Annotated in this window: 22 protein-coding genes; 13 read left to right on the top strand and 9 right to left on the bottom strand. The window is 70.4% G+C overall.

Translation table 11 applies throughout. The features are described 5' to 3' along the window. Positions 1 to 62 precede the first annotated feature (62 nt). Entirely contained in the window at positions 63 to 611 is a 549-nt protein-coding gene (locus IEX69_RS10485; RefSeq protein ID WP_085020931.1) for a gamma carbonic anhydrase family protein, read from the top strand. A 44-nt stretch (positions 612 to 655) separates the two neighbouring features. Here the strand turns inward: IEX69_RS10485 and IEX69_RS10480 are convergent, their stop codons facing one another. After that, positions 656 to 1,189, bottom strand: a complete 534-nt coding sequence (locus IEX69_RS10480) for a hypothetical protein (protein WP_085020930.1) — start codon at positions 1,187 to 1,189, stop codon at positions 656 to 658. Positions 1,190 to 1,395: 206 nt separating this feature from the next. Then, entirely contained in the window at positions 1,396 to 1,857 is a 462-nt protein-coding gene (locus IEX69_RS10475; RefSeq protein WP_085021609.1) for a MarR family winged helix-turn-helix transcriptional regulator, read from the bottom strand. A 167-nt stretch (positions 1,858 to 2,024) separates the two neighbouring features. On the opposite strand from IEX69_RS10475, the gene IEX69_RS10470 reads away from it, so the two are divergent. Continuing rightward, positions 2,025 to 3,974, top strand: a complete 1,950-nt coding sequence (locus IEX69_RS10470; RefSeq protein WP_085020929.1) for a BCCT family transporter — start codon at positions 2,025 to 2,027, stop codon at positions 3,972 to 3,974. Here IEX69_RS10470 and IEX69_RS10465 read toward each other — a convergent pair. Together IEX69_RS10465 and IEX69_RS10460 are read right to left on the bottom strand one after the other, a co-directional pair. After that, the gene (locus IEX69_RS10465; protein ID WP_085020928.1) at positions 3,971 to 4,714 is read right to left on the bottom strand and encodes a hypothetical protein; all 744 of its coding nucleotides are present in this window, start codon (positions 4,712 to 4,714) and stop codon (positions 3,971 to 3,973) included. The genes IEX69_RS10470 and IEX69_RS10465 overlap by 4 nt on opposite strands. An 80-nt stretch (positions 4,715 to 4,794) precedes the next feature. Next, entirely contained in the window at positions 4,795 to 5,133 is a 339-nt protein-coding gene (locus tag IEX69_RS10460; RefSeq protein WP_085020927.1) for a hypothetical protein, read from the bottom strand. A gap of 125 nt (positions 5,134 to 5,258) precedes the next feature. Here IEX69_RS10460 and IEX69_RS10455 point away from each other — a divergent pair, with 125 nt between their 5' ends. Both IEX69_RS10455 and IEX69_RS10450 read left to right on the top strand, forming a co-directional pair. Continuing rightward, positions 5,259 to 5,855, top strand: coding sequence for a hypothetical protein (locus tag IEX69_RS10455; RefSeq protein ID WP_229756308.1), 597 nt, complete (start codon positions 5,259 to 5,261; stop codon positions 5,853 to 5,855). Further along, entirely contained in the window at positions 5,852 to 6,652 is an 801-nt protein-coding gene (locus IEX69_RS10450; RefSeq protein WP_085020926.1) for an XRE family transcriptional regulator, read from the top strand. The genes IEX69_RS10455 and IEX69_RS10450 overlap by 4 nt, the downstream gene beginning before the upstream one ends. Before the next feature lie 21 nt (positions 6,653 to 6,673). Here IEX69_RS10450 and IEX69_RS10445 read toward each other — a convergent pair whose 3' ends face one another. From IEX69_RS10445 to IEX69_RS10435, 3 genes are all read right to left on the bottom strand, one after another. Continuing rightward, complete coding sequence (locus IEX69_RS10445; RefSeq protein WP_157127315.1) at positions 6,674 to 7,528, bottom strand: hypothetical protein; 855 nt, start codon at positions 7,526 to 7,528, stop codon at positions 6,674 to 6,676. 68 nt (positions 7,529 to 7,596) lie between these two features. Beyond that, positions 7,597 to 8,145, bottom strand: coding sequence for a GNAT family N-acetyltransferase (locus tag IEX69_RS10440; RefSeq protein WP_217348640.1), 549 nt, complete (start codon positions 8,143 to 8,145; stop codon positions 7,597 to 7,599). Between the two features lie 4 nt (positions 8,146 to 8,149). Beyond that, positions 8,150 to 8,626, bottom strand: coding sequence for a GNAT family N-acetyltransferase (locus IEX69_RS10435; RefSeq protein ID WP_157127314.1), 477 nt, complete (start codon positions 8,624 to 8,626; stop codon positions 8,150 to 8,152). A 174-nt stretch (positions 8,627 to 8,800) separates the two neighbouring features. Between IEX69_RS10435 and IEX69_RS10430 the strand changes: the two genes are divergently transcribed. Next, positions 8,801 to 9,793 carry a hypothetical protein gene (locus IEX69_RS10430; RefSeq protein ID WP_157127313.1) on the top strand — a complete coding sequence of 331 codons (993 nt, stop codon included), beginning with the start codon at positions 8,801 to 8,803 and terminating at the stop codon, positions 9,791 to 9,793. 35 nt (positions 9,794 to 9,828) lie between these two features. Here the strand turns inward: IEX69_RS10430 and IEX69_RS10425 are convergent, their stop codons facing one another. Beyond that, positions 9,829 to 10,500 (bottom strand): CatA-like O-acetyltransferase, encoded by a 672-nt coding sequence (locus tag IEX69_RS10425; protein WP_085020923.1) that lies wholly within the window; start codon positions 10,498 to 10,500, stop codon positions 9,829 to 9,831. Between the two features lie 190 nt (positions 10,501 to 10,690). On the opposite strand from IEX69_RS10425, the gene IEX69_RS10420 reads away from it, so the two are divergent. The 5 genes from IEX69_RS10420 to IEX69_RS10400 all read left to right on the top strand — a co-directional run bounded on the left by IEX69_RS10420 (position 10,691) and on the right by IEX69_RS10400 (position 14,278). After that, positions 10,691 to 11,458, top strand: a complete 768-nt coding sequence (locus tag IEX69_RS10420; RefSeq protein WP_217348639.1) for an ABC transporter ATP-binding protein — start codon at positions 10,691 to 10,693, stop codon at positions 11,456 to 11,458. Position 11,459: 1 nt separating this feature from the next. After that, the gene (locus IEX69_RS10415; RefSeq protein WP_157127312.1) at positions 11,460 to 12,290 is read left to right on the top strand and encodes an ABC transporter permease; all 831 of its coding nucleotides are present in this window, start codon (positions 11,460 to 11,462) and stop codon (positions 12,288 to 12,290) included. Positions 12,291 to 12,332: 42 nt separating this feature from the next. Beyond that, the gene (locus tag IEX69_RS10410) at positions 12,333 to 13,373 is read left to right on the top strand and encodes an ABC transporter substrate-binding protein (RefSeq protein ID WP_085020921.1); all 1,041 of its coding nucleotides are present in this window, start codon (positions 12,333 to 12,335) and stop codon (positions 13,371 to 13,373) included. A gap of 112 nt (positions 13,374 to 13,485) precedes the next feature. Further along, positions 13,486 to 13,866 carry a hypothetical protein gene (locus tag IEX69_RS10405; RefSeq protein WP_085020920.1) on the top strand — a complete coding sequence of 127 codons (381 nt, stop codon included), beginning with the start codon at positions 13,486 to 13,488 and terminating at the stop codon, positions 13,864 to 13,866. Positions 13,867 to 13,936: 70 nt separating this feature from the next. Beyond that, the gene (locus tag IEX69_RS10400; RefSeq protein ID WP_085021605.1) at positions 13,937 to 14,278 is read left to right on the top strand and encodes an L-rhamnose mutarotase; all 342 of its coding nucleotides are present in this window, start codon (positions 13,937 to 13,939) and stop codon (positions 14,276 to 14,278) included. A 28-nt stretch (positions 14,279 to 14,306) separates the two neighbouring features. Here IEX69_RS10400 and IEX69_RS10395 read toward each other — a convergent pair whose 3' ends face one another. Continuing rightward, positions 14,307 to 15,311: a LacI family DNA-binding transcriptional regulator gene (locus IEX69_RS10395; protein WP_085020919.1), complete on the bottom strand. Its 1,005-nt coding sequence runs from the start codon at positions 15,309 to 15,311 to the stop codon at positions 14,307 to 14,309. Between the two features lie 226 nt (positions 15,312 to 15,537). Here IEX69_RS10395 and IEX69_RS10390 point away from each other — a divergent pair, with 226 nt between their 5' ends. Genes IEX69_RS10390 through IEX69_RS10380 form a run of 3 tightly spaced genes read left to right on the top strand, consistent with a single transcriptional unit; the run spans position 15,538 to position 19,158 of the window. Next, positions 15,538 to 17,061, top strand: coding sequence for a sugar ABC transporter ATP-binding protein (locus IEX69_RS10390; protein ID WP_085020918.1), 1,524 nt, complete (start codon positions 15,538 to 15,540; stop codon positions 17,059 to 17,061). After that, positions 17,058 to 18,116 carry an ABC transporter permease gene (locus tag IEX69_RS10385; protein WP_229756307.1) on the top strand — a complete coding sequence of 353 codons (1,059 nt, stop codon included), beginning with the start codon at positions 17,058 to 17,060 and terminating at the stop codon, positions 18,114 to 18,116. Before IEX69_RS10390 ends, IEX69_RS10385 begins: the two co-directional genes overlap by 4 nt. Next, on the top strand, positions 18,109 to 19,158 hold the full coding sequence (locus IEX69_RS10380) for an ABC transporter permease (RefSeq protein WP_085020917.1): 1,050 nt from the start codon (positions 18,109 to 18,111) through the stop codon (positions 19,156 to 19,158). The genes IEX69_RS10385 and IEX69_RS10380 overlap by 8 nt, the downstream gene beginning before the upstream one ends. The last annotated feature ends 7 nt before the right edge of the window (positions 19,159 to 19,165 follow it).

Genomic DNA, 19,165 nt, shown 5'->3' with positions numbered 1-19,165 from the left:
ATCGGCATGGCGGAACCACGTGGGTGTGGCGGAACGCGGGCGGGGGAGAGGAGGCTGTGGGGATGGTGGAGGTTCACGAGACGGCCTCGGTGGCCGCGACCGCGGTGCTGAGCGGGGATGTGACGGTGGGACCGGGTGCGCGCGTGCTCGCCGGCGCCGTGCTCGATGGGTCACGCGGTCGGGTGGTGGTGGGGGAGGATGTCCTCGTCATGGAGCACGCCCTCCTCCGCGGGCGTCCGGAGCACCCGGTCGTGGTCGGTGATGCGGTCCTGATCGGTCCGCACACCAACATCACCGGAGCCCGGATCGAGGACGAGGCGTTCATCGCGACCGGGGCGTGCGTGTTCGCGGGGGCGCTGGTCGGAGCGCGGTCGGAGCTGCGCATCCACGCCGTGCTGCAGGTGAACTCCACCCTGCCCCCGGACACGGTGGTCCCGATCGGCTGGATCGCGGCAGGCGACCCGGCGCAGCTGTTCTCGCCCGACCGTCACGACGAGCTCTGGGCCGTGCAGCGCGAGCTCGACTTCCCCGGGACGATGTACGGCGTCCCGCGCGGCACGCCCATGCGATCCCTGATGCGGCGCCTGAGCGAGGCCTTCGGGGACGGCTGAGCTCGGGCCGGCCCGGGCCGAGGCCGGGCGGCGGACCTTCCCGGTCATCTCTCCCGGATGCGTCGCAGGATCGGCAGGAAGGCGTAGACCGCGGTGAGCACGGTCGCGAGGGAGAGCAGGGGCAGGGCGACCTCGACGGTCGGCGGGTTGTACTCCCCCAGGGTCGGCGCGAGCGTGAGCCACGCTCCGGCCGTCCCGGCGATGAGGAGCCCGGCGAAGGCGGCGAAAGTGACTCGCCCCGCGCGGGAGGTCTCGCGCTGAAGACTCACGGCGACGGCGATCATCGTGCCGATGATGACGGCGATGAGCACGAGGTAGGCGATCCCGAACAGCATGTCGACGCCGTCGGTCTCCCCGTCCGAGCCGGGTCCGAGGAGAGCGCCGGTGAAGGTGAACAGGTTCACCGTCTCGTCCTCGCCGTCCACGGTGTCCGTGAGGAACGGGAGGATGAGCGAGAAGGCGAGGAGAGCCTCGATGAGGAGGACGGGGAAGACCAGGACCGCCCGCTCGAGCTCCTTGACCTGCTCGCGCAGGACCTGAACGGCCGCCTGCTCGCCGGTGGGTGTCGCCTGTGTCATGAGCCCTCCCTGCCTCATCGACTGCTCTGAGCATGCCGCGGGTGCGGCGTCTCGGCCAGGCCTGGACGCCACGGGGCCCGGATGCAGGGGCGCCGCCGGCGTGGCGTTCCGCGTTCGTGCGGGTTCGGCCCGCTGGGCGCGCTGACGCCGCCGGGGAGGGCGCAAGGGCGCGCGGGGCGGGCGCAACCCGCGCCCGAGCCGGAGGCTCACAGGCCGAGGGTGAGCAGGTCCCTGGCGGAGGGCTCGCCCGCGGCATCCGCGAACAGCTGCAGCGCCTCCTCGACGCGGGCTCGATCGGCAGGGGTGAGGCGGACGAGGATCTCGGCGATCTCGCGTCGCCGGCGCTCGGTGACCTCGGCGACCAGGCTCGCGCCCGCGGCGGTGAGGCCGATGATCCGCTCGCGGCCGCTCGTGGCGCTCGGTGTGCGCGCCACCCATCCGCCGGCGACGAGCCGGTCGACGGTGCGGCTGAACGTGGACGGGTGCGAGCCCATCCGCTGGGCGATCGCGCCGCTGCGCAGAGGCCCCTCCCCGGCGAGGATCACGAGCACGCGGAACTGCGGCAGCGTGATCTCGTGGAGGGCCGCGGAGACGCTCCGCGCCACGACGCCGAGAAGCGCTCTCGACGCCCGCAGCGTCGCCTCCGCAGACTGCTCCTGGTCCGACATCCTCACCACCTTCGCTGCGTCGGCGACACCCTGCAACCCCCTTCCGACGTGGTCAGAAGTTTGCCATATGGCACAGATCCGGTACAGTCGATCAGCGTGCCTACGACGGCGCATGTCAACGACAGGCCCGTCCGAGCCGCGGCGGGCCGCCGAGGAGGACCCGTCGCATGACTCGAGAAGACCAGCGCTCGACGCTGCCCACCGATGGCGTGAGCCTGACCGCCGATGACGTCAGAAGCTCGAACAGCGGCGTCAGGAGGTCGAGACGCGTGCTCGACGAGGTGACGCATCCGGCTCTCATCCCGGGGATCGGCGTGGAGGACACGCCGCGATCGTTCACCACGAACTGGTTGGTGCTCGCCGTGGCCGGCGCACTCGTGCTGGGGGTCGTGGTGTGGGGCTTCCTCTCACCCGACTCGATCAGCGCGGTCGGATCGGAGTCTCTGGCCTGGGTGACGACCAACTTCGGCTGGCTGTTCTCGGCGCTCGCGCTCGTGACCATCGTCTTCATGTTCGTCGTCGGCTATGGCAGGACGGGCGGCATCCGCCTCGGGTCGGACGAGGAGTCGCCCGAGTTCTCGACGGTCTCGTGGATCGCGATGCTGTTCTCGGCCGGCATGGGCATCGGACTGCTGTTCTGGGGGCCCGCGGAACCGCTGCAGTACTTCCTCGACGTCCCCTACGGCTTCTCGTCGGAGCCCGGCAGCAACGATGCGATGCTCGACGCGCTCGCCCAGTCGATCCTGCACTGGGGGCCGATGGCGTGGGCGTTCTACGCCCTCGTCGGCGGAGCCATCGCGTACGCCGCGTACCGGCGCGGGCGCGCGCCCCTGATCTCGGCGATCTTCCGCCCGATCTTCGGCGAGCGCACGGAGGGCTGGCTCGGCTCGATCATCGACGTCTTCGCGATCATCGTCACGCTGTTCGGGACCGGGGTGACGCTCGGGATGGGGACGCTGCAGATCGCGAGCGGGATCGAGTACGTCGCGGGCATCGGCCCGATGGGCAACGGGGCGCTCGTCGGGATCGTCACCATCCTGACCGCGGCGTTCGTGGTCTCGGCGGTCTCGGGAGTCAAGCGGGGCATCCGCGCGCTCTCGAACATCAACATGATGATCGCCGCCGTCATCGGCCTCGCGGTGCTCATCCTCGGCCCGACCCTGTTCCTCCTCAACATCATCCCCGCCAGCGTCCCCGCCTTCTTCGGCGATCTCTGGACGATGCTGATGCGCAACCCGGCCCAGGGCGATCACGCGGCCTCGTTCATGGCGACGTGGACCGACTACTACTGGGCGTGGTGGATCTCGTGGACCCCCTTCGTCGGGATGTTCATCGCGAAGATCTCACGCGGTCGCACGCTCCGGGAGTTCGTGACGGTGGTCATCGTGGTCCCGTCGATCGTCTGCATCGCGTGGTTCGGCATCCTCGGCGGCACCACGATGCTGTTCGAGTCGCAGGGTCGCGGCATCAGCGATGCAGGGTCGTCGGAGGCGGTGCTCTTCGCCGTGCTCGAGAACCTGCCGTTCGGCGTGATCCTCTCGGTGCTCGCCATGGTCTCGATCGTGCTGTTCTTCGTCACCTCGGCCGACTCCGCCGCGATCGTGATGGGATCCGTGAGCCAGCGGGGTCGCCCCGAGCCGTCCCGCTGGGTCACGGTCTTCTGGGGGATCCTGCTCGGCGCGGCGGCCCTCGCGCTCCTCCTCGCGGGAGGCGAGACCGCGCTCTCCGGGCTGCAGTCGATCATGGTGGTCTCCGCCCTGCCGTTCGCGATCATCGCCGTCGGCATCATGATCGCCTGGGCCAAGGAGCTGCGGACGGATCCCTACATCCTCCGCACCCGGTTCGCGCGGGCCGCGATCGCCCAGGGTGTCCGCCGCGGGATCGAGGAGCACGGCGACGACTTCGTGTTCGAGGCCGCCGGAGTGGCGTCCGAGGACGGAGCCGGCGCGGGGATCGACACGGAGGACCCTGCGCTCACCTCCTGGTACGAGACCGCGACCGGCATGATCCCCGTCGCCCCCGGCGAGAACGAGGCGACGGATGCGTCCGGGGCGGCGGTCCGCGACGACGGCCGCCCGGTGGAGACCGATCCGGCGCCCGCAGGGCGTCGGCCCTAGAGGCCCGACCGGAATTCGATGGTCACGTCATCGGCGCTCGGACTGATCCAGGCGTAGATCGAGAACCGGCTGGTGTCGAAGGAGCCGTCCGACGTGTAGGAGAACCGGCCGGGGGTGAAGGTCGCCCGGAGAGGGGGCTCGGCGGCCACGCCGTCGGCGTACTCGACCGAGTACGTGGCGATGCCCTCGAGCGCTGGGTAGTCGGAGATCACGGCCTGCTGGGCGAAGTCGGCGCGGAGGACCAGGGCCGTCGGGCACTCGGGACCCAGCGCAGGCAGGGTGGCGAAGCAGGAGTCGACGAACGCCTGCGCCTCCTCGGTCACCCGATCCTGGAGGGCTGGCGTCGCGGAGTAGAGGAGCCCGCTGTCGACGGTCTCACCCAGGTCGTCGGAGTAGGAGCTCACCGCGCTCCCGCCCGTCACGGTCACCTCCTGGTCGTCCGCGGTCACGAACTGGTTCGTGGCCGCCGTCACCGTGTACGTGCCGGGGTAGAGCAGCGTCACGCGCTGCGGAGCCCCGTCGAGGCGCGGCCCGCTGACGGCGACCGCCGCGGATCCGATGGCGGCGGGTCCGAGCTCAGGGAGGTTCGTCTCCACGCGGAGCGGCACGAGCAGGGGATCCACCACGCGCCACTGCGGGAACCCGTACCAGGTGTCGGGGAGTCGCTCGACGCGGAGCGTGGCGCGGCTGTCGACGTCCGCCACCGAGTACCGCACGTCGACGTCCAGTCGGTCGCCCACGGCGAGGTGGTATCCGTCGTCGTCCTCCCGCAGGTCGTCGATGACGAGGCGCTCGCTCGCGGCAGCGGCGGTCGCCTCGATCAGCGCGGTGTCGAGGACGATATCGTCCTCGACCGTCCGCGCGGCGTCGTTCGAGACGACGGGGGCGGTGAGGCCGTCGTCGGAGTACTCGTCGTACGCGGTGTACTCCGCGGGTCGACCATCTCGGCCGCCGCCTGGGTGTCGCCGGCGGCCAGGAGGTCGAGGTAGTCGCGGACGGTGTCCTCGGGGTGGATGGTCACCCGGATGGCGCTGTACACGACCCAGGCGACCGCGGCGAGCAGCAGCACGCCTCCGATCACGCTCGTCAGCACGATCCGGCGTCGCGACCAGCGTCGGGTCGCGGTCGGCCCGGCCGTGCTCGCCCCGGTCTCCGCCATCGTCGCCCCTCTCCCGATGCTCCAGTCTGGCGCGATGCGTGGGGGTCCGCATCCGGGAGGGGGGTCACGTGGCATCGCCGTGACGTCGCTGGTCCGAGCGCGGGCGATCGCGCTAACGTGGCGGCGTGACCGAGTCCGCCCCGCCGGAGACCTCCGCGGCCGACCCCGCCCGCGCCGAGCGTGCCCGCGCCTCGACCAGGGCGACGGGTGTCGTGATCGTGGGCATGAGCATCGCGCTCTGGTGGCCGGCCTTCACGCTCGGCGCGTGGGGGACGCTGTTCTTCGATCAGGGGCTCACGGTGTGGGCAGCGTCCGTGGGCGCGCTCGTCGTGGTGCTGATCCAGCCCAGGGGACGGAAGCGGCTGTGGAAGGCCCTCGCGTTGCTCGTGCCGTCGCTCTGGGTGGTGCTCCTGTTCGTCGTGGTCGATGACACGAGCGACCTGCTGACCGGCATCCTGACCCTCGCGGGCCTCATCGCCGCCGTCCTCGGGCTGCCCGTCACGATCTGGGTGCTCGCGCGCGTGGTCTGGCCGGAGTTCGGGGAGGACATCCCCTGGAGCCGCCGTCTGATCGTCCTCGGTGCCGTGCTCCTCATCGCCGTCGCCTCCTTCTTCCTCGGGGCGAACCAGTCGCGGTTCCTCACCTGCGGCGACTTCACCATCAGCGGCAACTCCGAGCCGCCCGGGTGCACCCCCGGCCCTCCCGACATCCTCTTCGAATGACCGCCGCGAACTCCGACTCCGAACGGCGGATGCTGGTGCTGGCCCGTGAAGACGGCAGGATCAGTCAGCAGCAGCTGGCCAAGCGCGCCGGCACGAGTCAGCCTGCCGTGGCCGCGATCGAGGTCGGCACGCGCCGAGCCAGTCCCGAGCTGCTCGACCGGCTCTTCGACGCGGTCGCCCTCCGGCCCTCGGTGGCGCTCACCGTGCTCGCCGACGACGTCGTGGCGCTCGCCGCGTCGCACGGCCTCCACGACCTCCGCGTGATCGGATCGGCGGCCCGCGGAGACGACGTGCGCGGCAGCGATCTCGACCTCGTCGCCCGCTACGACGAGACCGCGGGCGTCGACGTGGTGAGGATGCTCGCCTTCGTGCCCCGCGCATCCGCCCTGCTGGCCTGCCGGGTCGACCTCGTGCTCGAGCCCGTGGAGCTCGACGGACCGGCGGTTCCGGTGAAGGGCTTCGCGCCCAGCCCGCGGATTGAGCGCACCCGCGCACCCGCGGCGGCCGAGCAGCTCGCCGCGCTCAGGCAGCTGGTCCACCGGCTCGACGACGTGACCGTCGAGCAGCTCGCCCGACCGGGCGGCGCCGTCACGCTCCGCGTCGAGGCCACGCTCGCACGCATCGCGGATGCGGTCGACCGCCTTCCCGACGACGTCCGCCGCCGGGTTCCCGATGGGGTGGTCGACGGCCTCCTCGCGGCGCCGCGCGTGCTGCGAGGCGGCCTCGAGCCGAGCGTCGCGATGCGCCTCCTCGAGGAGCTGCCGGCCGCCCTGCGCGCGCTCGACGTCGAGCCCTGATGCGGAGGGTCCTGCCTCGGATCAGGAGGGCTGGTCCGGGACGAGCTCGATCGACGGGTGTCCGTCGCGTCCGTTGACGTCGGTGTCGACGAGCAGCGGCGACTCGTCGATGATGGTCTGGAGGGCCGATGCGAACGCGGTCTCCGAGTCGAGGACGCTGATGTACGCGTCGAACGTCTCGTCTCCGGCGCGCGGCCCGAGCACGATCGACACCTCGTCCTGCGGCTGCGCGGTCAGCGCGGCGGTCGTGGCCTCGAGCAGCCTCAGGTGCTCCGCGGTGTATCCGGCCGGCGCGCTCACGCGACCTCGGTAGTCGTCGAAGCCGGCCTTGACGGCGAACGGCGACAGGTCCGTCGGCAGCGCGGTGAGCAGCTCCTGCGAACGCTGCAGGCCCTCGGTCTGGCTCGAGTCCTGCCAGCTGCAGGAGACCAGGATGAGGTCGTCCCCCGGATCGGTGTCGCATCCGGCGTCGGTCACCACCTCGAGCACCTCCCGGCGGAGCGTCGGGTCGGTGTCCGAGCGCAGACGGATGGACGAGTCCTCTCCGCCGGGTGCCGGGACCTCGATCAGATACGTCCACCGGTCGGGCATGTCGATGTCGGCCCGCTCGATCCGCTCGGCGAGGTCCGCGACCACCTCGTCCGCCCGTGCCGCATCGGCTCCCTCCACCTGGCGGACGTCCACGACGACGACGAGGCCGTTCGAGGTCGACGACGAGTCGTAGGAGGACGTCCTCACCCCGTCGGAGCTGTCCTGGACGTCGGCGAGCAGTGCGTCGAGGTCCTCGGGCTGGGGCGTGCATCCGGCCGTCGCGAGCACCACGCTCGTCGCCACCGCGGCGAGCACCGCGCCACGCGTCCCTCGTCTGCCCCTCATGTCGCCCTCCCCGAGCCGTTCCCACCGTCGCGGATCCGATGTCCCTCCCCAGTCTTCCCCGAGCCGGCTCAGACCGCAGGGCGGTCGACTCGGTACACGTAGTGGAGCGGGTCGTCGATCGGGTTGTCCGGTTCCATCGGGCCCTCGGCCATCCGCCTGAACCCCGCCTTCTCGAGTGCCCGCCACGAGGCGGCGTTCGCAGCGACCACGGCCACGAGCACGGCCGGAGCCGCGGGGTAGGCGGCCCAGGTGCTCTCGACCGCCTCTGCGATGAGCCTGGATCCGAGGCCGCGACCGCGGAGTGAGGCGTCGCCGATCAGATAGTCCAGCTCGACGGCGCCGTCCGGCACGTCGGCGATCGCCGCGAACTCCGCGAGGTCGTCCGGGTAGTCGGCGATCACGGAGCGCTGCAGGAGACCGATCGGGCGCCCGTCGAGCGACACCACGAGGTCCTCGCCCGGCTCCTCACCCCGCACGCTGGCGCCGAAGTCGCGCTGCACCGCCTCCGTCGAGTGCTCGTGGTTCCACCACCGCGCCACCTCCGGCTCGCGGAGCCACTCGGCCAGGAGCGGAAGGTCGCCGGCGGCCAGCGGGCGCCATGCCAGGTCACCGGTCACCGTCTCACCTCTCGGGGTGCGGCGACAGATCGTGCAGCGTTCGGGACCAGGCGACCTCGCGGTCGAGCTGGCCGGTCTCCGTGAACGACCGGACCTGCTGCGCGTCGGGCAGAGCCGCCGCGAGGGCGTGACGGTCGGCCTCGGCGAAGCCGAGCCTCTGCCAGAACGGGCCGGACCTGCGCGAGAACAACCAGGCCCGTTCGGCACCGGCCCGTGCGGCGCGGTCGAGAGCGTGCCGGGCCAGACGCGTCCCGGCGCCCGCCGCTCGGCGCCCAGGCGCCACGGCCACGCTCCGGATGAGCGCATGCCGCCCGTCGACGCTGAGCTCGAGACCCGTGCTGCCGATGATGATCCCCTCGCGATCGCGTTCGACCCACAGGCGCACCGCGTCGTCGTCCAGGCCCGTCAGCGTCAGGTCGGATTCACGCAAGAAGGAGCGCAGCTCGTCGGTGTCCGCACCGGAGACGACGTGGAGGCTCACCGACCCATCCTCTCGCGGCCGCAGGCGAGCCGCGATGCACGACGGAAGGCGCCCTGCCACCGTCGAAAGGTACGCTCAGCGCCACCATGAGCCCCTCTGCGGCCTGTGCAAGCTGTGGGGCGACCTTCTGACGGTCATCTCCGCTCGAGGGGGTCCGCCCGTGCGCGTTCCACCGTGCCTAGGCTGCTGAGCGTGATGTTCGGGTCCAGGAAGCGCGCCGAGCGAGCGGAGGCGCGTGAGGCGCTGCGGGCCGAGGTCGAGTCGCGCGGCTGGACGTGGCGGGAGGCGGCTCCTCCGCCGCCCATCGAGGTGCCGGAAGCCGCCCTGCGGGAGACCCGACGGCCGTCCCCCATCTGGACCATCGGCTTGGCCGAGACCGCGACCGGGATCGTCGACGGCCGGCCCTTCACCGCCGGGCGCCTGGTCGGATACGCGTACCGCACGTCGAACAGCGGCACCGCGTTCGGCGACCGGGAGACCGCGAACGCGGTGTGGCTCGCGCTTCCCGGTGCGCTCCCCGAGATCCGCCTGGTCGACACGACGGGCCCCGACGACGATCACGGACTGCCGCTCCCGCCGCTTCCCGCCCCCACGGCCCTCGCTCCCCGCTGGCGGGCGGAGGGCTTCATCCCCGCCTTCGCCAACGATCTGCTCACCCCGCAGGTCGCCGCCGTGCTGCACGGCGCTCCACCGTGCAGCGCCGTCGTGGTCCGGGCCGGGATCGCGATCGTGTACGGCATGCCCACCTGGGACGCGACCACGATCGAGGCGGCCCTGCGATTCCTGCAGGCGTTCGCGGCGGCCGTTCCCGCACAGTGCTGGGGTCGAGCGGATGCGCTGACAGCCGGGACCGGCGTCTTCCCGTACGACCTCCCGGCCGGTGGGCTGCGGCTCGAGCAGCGCCTGGTGGCCCCGAACTGGAAGGGCTTCGGGCTCGCGGCGAAGGTGGGATGGGAGCGGGCCGCGGAGGCGCCGAGGTCCGTCGTCCTCACGCGGGGTCAGGTGGGCGACGTCTGGGATCTGCCGCCCCGCTCGGGTGCGACCTCCTCGGTGAGCGTGGGCCTGCGCATCGGGGGTGCCCAGCTGGGGCCTGACTCGAACCACGGCATCGCCACGGTGGCGAGCACCCTGGCCTCCCGCACGGGCGGCATCCCACCCACCCCCTGAGCCCGTACGCACGCCCGCTCTGCGCGAGCGCCCGGTCAGAGTCGAGCGTCCTCCGGCGTGATCCAGGACGGATCCGAGACCAGCGCGCGCAGGTCGTCGACGAGCCGTGCCGTGTGGAAGCCGTCCGCCGCAGCGTGGTGGATCTGCACGGCCAGCGGGAGGAACGTCCGGCCGTCGCGCTCGACGTACCGCCCCAGGGTGAAGATCGGGGCGAGGTGGCGCCAGGCGTCGGCGATGTTCAGGTTGAAGCCCGTGAAGCTCGTCCAGGGGAGGCTCGACACGTCGAAGGTGTTCGGCGGCGGCGGCCCCTGGGGGAACAGCTCGGCCGACCCGGAGTGCGCAGCGATCGTCCGCGAGGCGGCCTCATGGAAGGACGCGTAGTCAGGCTCGAACGGCACCCACAGGCTCATGAACGTCTCGAGCTCGGGGTTGAACACGGTGAACGACGGATGCACCACCGGCCAGACGGCGGGCGTCCCGGACTCGTCGACGGTGAGCCGGAACTCGGGGCGCCGATCGACGACGGAGGCGAGCGCCCAGATCTGCGAGATGTACGTCCGGCGCCCGGCGGATCGGACGGCCGCGGCGAACTCGGTCACGTCGATCTCGACGGTGATCGAGTACGAGCAGGGCACCGCGTGGAGGTAGTGCTCGAAGTGCCCGCGCCGCGGCCACGTGTCGAGGTCGATCGGATCCGGTTCGGTCATCCGTCGATTCTGTCAGCCCCGCCCTGACGCACGCCGGAAGGGCGCCGACGTGGCCTCCAGCGTCACCGGCGTATTAACTCATTGTTATAAATGTGAGAAAGCAATCTCAAGGCTTGAGAATTCGAACGCGACCGGCCACACTCGTTCACCAAGCGCGACGGACGTCGCGTCACCAGTTCGAGGGATGGCGATGACCGCTTCAGGGATCACGGCACGAGACATCGGGATGAGGTTCGGTGACAACACCGTCCTCGAGAGGCTGGACGTCGACGTCCCGCCCGGCAGCTTCGTCACGCTCCTCGGTCCCTCCGGCTGCGGCAAGAGCACCCTGTTGAAGATCCTCGGCGGGATCCTCGAGCCCACCAGCGGCGAGGTGCGGATCGGCGATCTCACGGCGAAGCAGGCGGTGGCCCGCAAGGACATCGGCCTCGTCCTCCAGCGGCCGGCCCTCGTGCCGTGGAAGACCGCGCGCGAGAACGTGGCCATGCTGAGGGTCCTGGCCAAGAAGGGCAAGGCGAACGACGGCGCCGCCGACGAGGCGCTCGAGCTCGTCGGCCTCGCGCACGCCGCGGACCGCTATCCCCATCAGCTCTCCGGCGGCATGGCGCAGCGCGTCTCGATCGCTCGGGCGCTGGCGATGGACCCGTCGATCCTGCTCATGGACGAGCCCTTCGGCGCCCTCGACGCGATCACCCGCGACGCCATGAACGAGACCCTCGCCCGCATCTGGGCAGCGACCGGCAAGACGATCGTCTTCGTCACCCACTCCATCCCCGAGGCGGTGTTCCTCTCCGACACCGTCACGGTGATGGGTGTCCGCCCCGGACGGATCGTCGACCGCGTCGCGATCGACCTCCCCCGCCCGCGCGTGGCCGACATCGTCGACACCCCCACGTTCGTGCAGTACTCGACGCGCCTCCGCGAGCAGCTCGCGGTGCCGCAGGAAGCGACGGTGTGACATGACCGCCCTGGCAGAGGCCCGGACCACCGGGCAGGCGACCATTCGCAAGCCCCGCTCGTTCGCCCGCTGGTGGAGCGCCGCCTGGCCGCCCCTCCTCCTCGCGGCGCTCGCCGTCGTGCTCTGGCAGCTGGCCGTCGACGTGTTCGGCATCTCGAGCTACGTCATCGCCAAGCCCACCGACATCCTCGCCGAGATGGTGACCGGATGGCAGGTGCTCCTCGAGGCGACCTGGGTCACCACGCAGGAGGTCGTGATCGGCTTCGTCATCAGCATCGTGGTCGGCATGGCGATCGCGCTGCTCGTCGTCCGGTTCCGGTTCCTCGAGCGCGCGGTCTACCCGCTGGTGGTGCTGTTCCAGGTCGTGCCGAAGGTGGCGCTGGCCCCGATCTTCATCCTCTGGTTCGGCTACACGATGACCCCCAAGCTCGTGCTCATCGTGGTCATCGCGTTCTTCCCGATCACGATCAACATGGTGCTCGGCATGAAGCGGGCCGACGAGGACCTCCTGCTCCTCATGCGCTCGGTCGGATCGAGCCGCACCGAGATCCTCGCCCGCATCCAGGTGCCGACGGCTCTGCCCTACCTCTTCGCGGGACTCCGGATCGCCATCACGCTCGCCGTCATCGGCGCGGTGGTGGCCGAGTTCGCCGGCTCGCAGGCCGGGCTCGGGCATCAGATCCAGTTCGCCTCGACGCAGCTCGACACCGCGCAGATGTTCGCGGCGCTGGTCATCGTGTCGCTGCTCGGTCTCGTCCTCTACTACCTCGTCGGACTCGTCGAGTTCCTCTTCCGGCGGCGGTTCCCGCACCTCGCCCTCGCCGACGCCTGATCCACCCCCCACCCGCCCCGCACCCCCACCCCAGGAGTACGCATGTCCAGAGCACCACGGTTCGTCCTCGCCGCGACGTCGCTCGCCGCGCTCGCCGCCCTCACGGCGTGCGCCGGCGGCGGATCCGAGCCGGGGCCGAGCGCCCCGGCCGACGCCGACCACATCACCATCCAGCTCGACTACCAGCCGCGCGGCCTGCACGCGCCGCTCTTCGTCGCCGAGCAGCAGGGCTTCTTCGCCGACGAGGGCATCGTCGTCGACGACATCCTCACCGGGACGAGCTCGGGCGACACCCTCCGCCTCGTCGGTCAGGGCCAGGGCGACTTCGGCGTCTCCGACCTGCCGACCCTCGTGGTGGCGAGGTCGCAGGACGTGCCGGTCAAGGCGATCCTCGCCACCAACCAGAGCTCGCCGCTGGCGATGTGCGCGAAGGCCGACAAGCACACGCTGAACTCCCCGAAGGACCTCGAGGGCCTCAAGGTCGGCGTGCAGTCGTCGGGATCGACGTACGTCTTCTACAAGGCGCTGCTCGCGGCCAACGGCATCGACCCGAGCGCGCTCACCGAGCTGACGGTGAACCCGCCTTACGAGAGCTACCTCGTCACCGACCAGGTCGACACGGTGCCCTGCTATACGGATGCGGAGGTCCCGATCCTGCAGAAGTCGGCGGGCGACCTGAGCATCCTCATGGGCTCCGAGTTCGGCTACGACACCTATGGCACGGGCATCTTCACCACCGACACGATGATCCAGGAGAACCCGGACCTGGTGCAGCGCTTCACGAACGCCTACCTCAAGGGCCTCCAGTACACGATCGACAACCCGGCGGAGGCCGCGAAGACCCTCGCCGACTCGGACCCGCAGCTCGCAGACAAGGCGCCCCTCTACGAGCAGCAGCTGCAGGCGGACATCGACAACACGTTCACGAGCGCGGACACCGAGGCGAACGGTCTCGGCTCGATGGACGACGCGACCTGGCAGAAGACGATCGACCTCCTGTTCGGTCAGGGCGTCATCTCGACCGAGCCCGCGGTCGCCGACGTGCAGGATCCGACGTTCGTGACGGCCGACACCGACAACTGATCGACCGCGCGCGACCGCTCGCACGACACGACGGGGAGGGGGCCTGCGGGCCTGCCTCCCCGTCGACGTGTGCGACCCCTATGCTGAGCGCACCCAGACCGAAAGGCGTGCCATGGCCATCCTCAACTTCCAGCTCGTCGTCTCCGGCGACCTCGCCTCCGCGCAGGACGCCACGCGTACGGCCCTCGAAGCGGCGGACTTCACGATCACCGACAAGGGCGACCACTGGAAGGCCGCGCACGGCAGCATCGCCAAGACGATGTTCCAGGGGTTCATCACGAGCAAGGACTCCCTCCGCGAGGTGCTCGACGTGAAGTTCGTCGACCTCGGCGGCACCGTCCAGGTCGACCTGCACCGCCCGATCTTCCAGGCCGGAGGCGGAGACGACGACGGCCTCGTGCAGGTGCGCCTCTACGACGCCTACAAGGATGCGGTCGGCCAGGTGGCGTCGGAGCTGCAGCAGAAGGGCCTGCTGGTCAGCGAGAAGATCTGACCCGGGCCCGCCACCGCCGCCGGGTCGCCCCCGCTACGCTGACGGGATGTCGGCGGTCGAGGAGGATCAGATGTCAGGAGCGCAGCGCGAGGGTCGGGAACGGGTCTGCTTCCGCATGCAGCTGAAGCCCGAGCGCATCGAGGAGTATCTGGAGGCCCACGAGGTCGTCTGGCCCGAGATGCTCGACGCGCTCCGCGAGACGGGCTGGCGCGACTACTCCCTGTTCATCGATCGGACGGACGGCCTCGTCGTCGGCGTGCTCGAGACAGAGGACTACGAACGGGCGCAGGCCGAGATGGCGCGGCGAGAGGTGAACGCGCGCTGGCAGGCGACCATGGCCGACTTCTTCGTCGGATCGGAGAACCCGGACAGCAGCAGCCGCAGACTCGAGGAGTACTTCCACCTCGTCTGATCGACGCCGCCAAGGCGGGGTCCGCGGTTCAGGCGGTCGACTCCCGTACTACGAGCTCCGGCTGGAAGACGACATGTCGGTAGTCGCCCTCGTCGGGGTTCTCGATCTCGTGGAGCAGCACCTCCGCCGCGGTGCGGCCGATGTCGGCAGCCGGCTGGCGGATCGACGACAGGGGGATGGCCGCCGCGGACGCGAAGTAGATGTCGTCGTACCCGATCAGCGCGATGTCGTCGGGCACGCGCACTCCAGCACGGATGAGGGCCTGGAGCACACCCAGGGCGATGAGGTCGTTGGCGGCGAAGATGGCGTCGGGCCGGGCGCGCGGCGGTCGTGCCAGGAGGCGCTCGGCCGCGAGTCGACCCTCCTCCGCGGTCATCGCCTCGGTCTCGATCGTCCGGATCCCGGCTCCCGCGCGACCGTCGACCGCGTCGTGTGCTCCGGCGGACCGCTGTGACACCTGGAAGAGCTCGGAGGGGCCGCCGATGAAGGCGAGAGAACGCCGACCCTGATCGAGAAGGTGCGCGGCCGCGAGGAAGCCGCCGTGGCGGTCGTCGACGGAGACGGAGCTGAACGCTCGGTCCGGGTCGTGACGGTCGACCAGCACGACGGGTGAACCGCGGTCGCGGAGTCGCTCGAGTCGCGGGTACACCCGGCCGACGGGGGTGATGAGCAGGCCCGCCACCCTCTGCTCCTCGAAGAGGTCGAGGTGCGTGCGCTCGCGGTCGATCGAGTCGCCGCTGTTGCCGACCACGAGCGATCGGCCTTGCCTGCCCAGGGTCTCCTCGGCCGCAGAGGCGATGTCGGTGAAGAACGGGTTGCTGATGTCGAGGAGGGTGAAGCCCACGGTCCGGCTGTGTCCCACCCGGAGCTGCCGGGCCGACTCGTTGCGCACGAAGCCGAGCTTGTCGATGGCGGCCTGTACTCGAGCCGCGGTGGCGGGGGCGACCGGCTTCGAGGCGTTCAGCACATTCGAGACGGTCCCCACGGAGACGCCGGCCAGAGCGGCGACATCGCGCACGTTCGCGGCAGCCATCGGGTTCGACCTCCCGCTTCCGACATCGTTTGCATGGTTGAACGTTTCAGGACGTTATCAGAACGCGACTTGACGGGGAAGCGCGTGTGGTTCTACGGTGGCAAAACCACAACTTGTAAAACGTTTCACCGCATCTCGAAGACGAGTCGGACCCGAGACAAACCGGGGCGGACTCGAGTCGAGACCGACGCCAGCCCCGACGGAGGGGCCGAACGGGAAGCCGAAGATGACCCCACCCGAACACGCGCAACGACCGCTGCTCTCCCTGCGAGGCGCGAGCAAGACCTTCGGTCCGGTAATCGCCCTCGCCGACGGCACGATCGAGATCACGAGCGGCGAGGTCCACGCCCTCGTCGGCGAGAACGGCGCGGGCAAGTCCACGCTCGTCAAGATCCTCGCCGGCGTCCACCAGCCCGATGGCGGCGAGTTCCTGGTCGACGGCGCCCCCGTCGCCTTCCGGTCTCCGGCCGACAGCAAGTCCGCCGGCATCTCCGTGATCTACCAGGAACCCACCCTGTTCCCCGACCTCACCGTCGCGGAGAACATCTTCATCGGCCGTCAGCCCCGCGGTCGGGCCGGCCTCATCGACAGGTCCCGGATGCGCGCCGACGCCCGGGCGCTGTTCGAGCGCCTCGGGGTGCCCATCGACCCCGACCGTGTTGCCGAGGGCCTCTCCATCGCCGACCAGCAGATCATCGAGATCGCGAAGGCGATCTCGCTTGACGCGAAGGTCCTCGTCATGGACGAGCCCACCGCCGCCCTGAGCGGGGTCGAGGTCGACCGGCTCTTCGGCGTCGCACGGTCGCTGCGCGATCAGGGTGCCGGCATCCTGTTCATCTCGCACCGCTTCGAGGAGGTCTTCGAGCTCTGCGACCGCATCACGGTGATGCGCGACGGGCGATATGTGACGACGCACCGCACCGATGATGTGACGGTGGACGCGATCGTCCGCGAGATGGTCGGTCGCAGCATCGATCAGCTCTTCCCGAAGGTCGAGGCCGCGATCGGCGACGTCGTCCTCGAGGTGAAGGGACTCTCTCGCGCCGGGGTCTTCTCCGACATCGACCTCACCGTCCGGTCGGGGGAGATCGTGGCGCTGGCCGGGCTCGTCGGTGCGGGCCGCACCGAGGTCGCGCGCGCGGCGTTCGGCATCGATCCGTACGACCGGGGTGCCGTCACCTTCCTCGGGAAGGCGCTTCCACCGCGGAGCCCCCAGGCCTCCATCGACGCGGGGATCGCGTTCGTCCCCGAGGATCGGCGGAAGCAGGGGCTCGTCATGGACCTCTCCGTCGCGAAGAACGCGACGCTGACCCTGCGCAAGACACTGGCCCGCTTCGGCCTCATCAGCGGACGCGCGGAGCGCAGGGCGGCGGCCGACTGGTCGTCGCGGCTCCAGGTGAAGACGGGGTCACCCGACTTCGCGGTCTCGACGCTCTCCGGCGGCAACCAGCAGAAGGTCGTCCTCGCCAAGTGGCTCGCGACCGAGCCGAAGCTGATCATCGTCGACGAGCCCACCCGCGGCATCGACGTCGGTACCAAGTCCGAGGTGCACAGGCTGCTGTCCGACCTCGCGGGCCGGGGCATCGGCGTCCTGATGATCTCGTCCGAGCTGCCGGAGGTGCTCGGCATGGCCGACCGCGTCCTCGTCATGCACGAGGGTCGCATCACCGCCGAGCTGCCGAGGTCCGAGGCCACCGCCGAACGGGTCATGCATGCCGCGACCGCCTCCACGGAAGGAGCAGCTGCGTGACCACACACGCTCCCACCCCGCCCCCGGTGACCACGGCGACGACGCCCTCCGTGTCGCCGCACCGCCGCAACCCCGTGCTGGCGTTCCTCCGTCAGCGCGAGATCCCCGTCGCCGGTGCGCTCGTGCTCCTGGTGCTCGTCACCTTCGCCGTGAACCCGCTGTTCCTCTCCCCGCAGAGCGTCAAGGACCTGATGCTCAACGCGACCATCATGATCATCCTCGCCGTCGGGCAGGCCATCGTCGTGATTACCCGCAACGTCGACCTGTCGGTCGGCTCGATCGTCGGGCTGGTCGCGTTCGGCACCGGATCGATCTTCGACGTGGCGCCGGGCCTGCCGATCCCCGTCGTGTTCCTCATCGGGCTCGTCTTCGGGGCCGTGCTCGGCGGCATCAACGGGCTCCTGGTCTCGGTGGCCCGGGTGCCGGCCCTCGTGGTGACGCTCGGCACCCTGTACATCTACCGCGGGATCCTGGCCAGCTGGGCCGGGAGCACCCAGTACTTCTCGGGAGACATGCCGTCGGCCTTCGGGGCGCTCTCGGTCGACACCCTGCTGGGCATCCCGTACATCACGATCATGGCGATCGTCGTCGTGATCGTCGCTGCGGTCGTCCTCGGGCGGACGCGGGGCGGTCGCGACCTGTATGCGATCGGGTCGGATCCCGCGGCCGCCCAGCTCTTCGGCATCCCCGTGACCCGGCGCATCCTCACGGCGTTCCTCGCCTCCGGCGCCCTCGCTGGGCTCGCCGGCGTGCTGTACGCCAGCCGCTACAACTCCGTCGGTGCGCTGACGGGAGACGGGCTGGAGCTCAACGTGGTCGCGGCCGTCGTGGTCGGCGGCGTGGCGATCTTCGGTGGGTCCGGAACCGTCGTCGGAGCGGGCATCGGCGCGGTGCTGCTCTCGACGATCACGAGCTCCTTGACGGCCACCCGCGTCGACAAGTTCTGGCAGCAGGCCATCGTCGGCGTGCTGATCCTCGCGGCGATCATCGTCGACCGCGTCGTGACGCTGCGGAACATCCGCAAGCTGAGAGTGAGCGAGGCCCGAGATGTCTGAAGTCCTCACCGACATCCAGCGGAAGCGCACGTTGCCGCGTTGGCTGCGCGGCAACGACGCCATCATCATCGGCGCGCTCCTCATCGTCGCGCTGGTGGCCTGCCTGACCGTGCGCAACTTCGCCAGCACGACGACCCTGGGCTTCCTGCTCATCCAGATCGTCCCGATCCTGCTCATCGCGATGCCCATGGCGCTCGTCATCATCTCGGGCGAGATCGACCTCTCGGTGGCCAGTACGGCGGGTCTCACCAGCGCCGTCATGGGCGTGCTCTGGCGTGACAGCGGACTGGACATCTGGCTGGTGATGCTCCTCAGCCTCGTCGTCGGGCTGCTCTGCGGCGCGTTCAACGGGTTCCTCATCACGGTGCTGGGCCTGCCCTCGCTCGCGGTGACGATCGGCACCCTGGCGCTCTTCCGCGGTCTGGCGCTCGTCGTGATCGGCGACAACAAGGTGTCCGACTTCCCCGAGGAGCTGACCACGCTGGCCACCGCCAAGATCGGGGCGACCGGGATCCCGATCGTCATGATCGGCGTGCTGGCGATCGTCGTCCTGTTCGGGGTGCTGCTCCACTTCACTCCGTTCGGACGAGGCCTGTACGCGCTGGGCTACAGCCCCGAGGCGGCGACCTTCGTGGGAATCCGCGTGGGCCGCGCCAAGTTCTGGCTGTTCGTCGCGACCGGTGTCGTCTCCGCCCTGGTCGGCGTCTACTGGACGCTCCGGTACGCCAGCGCCGGCCCCGACAACGCCACCGGGATCGAGCTGAGCGTGATCGCGGCCGTCCTCCTCGGCGGCGTCTCGATCTTCGGTGGCAAGGGCTCGATCCCCGGGGTGGTGGCGGGCGTGCTGCTCATCGGCGTCGTGACCTACGCCCTTCGACTGGGCAAGGTCCCGGAGACCACCCTCACCATCGTCACCGGTGCGCTGCTGGTGATCTCGGTGCTCGCACCGAGCATCGCCGGCAGGGTGCGGGAGCGCGTGCGACTCGCCCGCGTCCACCGAGAAGTCCAGCGGTTGTCGACCGCCGGCGAGCAAGGCGTCTGAGCACCAG

Origin of the sequence: Cnuibacter physcomitrellae, assembly GCF_014640535.1 — a bacterium.
GTDB lineage: Bacteria > Actinomycetota > Actinomycetes > Actinomycetales > Microbacteriaceae > Cnuibacter > Cnuibacter physcomitrellae.
The sequence above is the reverse complement of the archived record's forward strand: the minus strand, read 5'-3'. Positions and strand labels throughout refer to the sequence as shown.

What these genes read in the sequence shown, in the direction of transcription:
- IEX69_RS10485 (WP_085020931.1), top strand. Translation starts at nt 63, where the DNA reads ATGGTGGAGGTTCACGAGACGGCCTCGGTGGCCGCGACCGCGGTGCTG.
- IEX69_RS10480 (WP_085020930.1), bottom strand. Translation starts at nt 1,189, where the DNA reads ATGACACAGGCGACACCCACCGGCGAGCAGGCGGCCGTTCAGGTCCTG.
- IEX69_RS10475 (WP_085021609.1), bottom strand. Translation starts at nt 1,857, where the DNA reads ATGTCGGACCAGGAGCAGTCTGCGGAGGCGACGCTGCGGGCGTCGAGA.
- IEX69_RS10470 (WP_085020929.1), top strand. Translation starts at nt 2,025, where the DNA reads ATGACTCGAGAAGACCAGCGCTCGACGCTGCCCACCGATGGCGTGAGC.
- IEX69_RS10460 (WP_085020927.1), bottom strand. Translation starts at nt 5,133, where the DNA reads ATGGCGGAGACCGGGGCGAGCACGGCCGGGCCGACCGCGACCCGACGC.
- IEX69_RS10450 (WP_085020926.1), top strand. Translation starts at nt 5,852, where the DNA reads ATGACCGCCGCGAACTCCGACTCCGAACGGCGGATGCTGGTGCTGGCC.
- IEX69_RS10445 (WP_157127315.1), bottom strand. Translation starts at nt 7,528, where the DNA reads ATGAGGGGCAGACGAGGGACGCGTGGCGCGGTGCTCGCCGCGGTGGCG.
- IEX69_RS10425 (WP_085020923.1), bottom strand. Translation starts at nt 10,500, where the DNA reads ATGACCGAACCGGATCCGATCGACCTCGACACGTGGCCGCGGCGCGGG.
- IEX69_RS10420 (WP_217348639.1), top strand. Translation starts at nt 10,691, where the DNA reads ATGACCGCTTCAGGGATCACGGCACGAGACATCGGGATGAGGTTCGGT.
- IEX69_RS10415 (WP_157127312.1), top strand. Translation starts at nt 11,460, where the DNA reads ATGACCGCCCTGGCAGAGGCCCGGACCACCGGGCAGGCGACCATTCGC.
- IEX69_RS10410 (WP_085020921.1), top strand. Translation starts at nt 12,333, where the DNA reads ATGTCCAGAGCACCACGGTTCGTCCTCGCCGCGACGTCGCTCGCCGCG.
- IEX69_RS10405 (WP_085020920.1), top strand. Translation starts at nt 13,486, where the DNA reads ATGGCCATCCTCAACTTCCAGCTCGTCGTCTCCGGCGACCTCGCCTCC.
- IEX69_RS10400 (WP_085021605.1), top strand. Translation starts at nt 13,937, where the DNA reads ATGTCAGGAGCGCAGCGCGAGGGTCGGGAACGGGTCTGCTTCCGCATG.
- IEX69_RS10395 (WP_085020919.1), bottom strand. Translation starts at nt 15,311, where the DNA reads ATGGCTGCCGCGAACGTGCGCGATGTCGCCGCTCTGGCCGGCGTCTCC.
- IEX69_RS10390 (WP_085020918.1), top strand. Translation starts at nt 15,538, where the DNA reads ATGACCCCACCCGAACACGCGCAACGACCGCTGCTCTCCCTGCGAGGC.
- IEX69_RS10380 (WP_085020917.1), top strand. Translation starts at nt 18,109, where the DNA reads ATGTCTGAAGTCCTCACCGACATCCAGCGGAAGCGCACGTTGCCGCGT.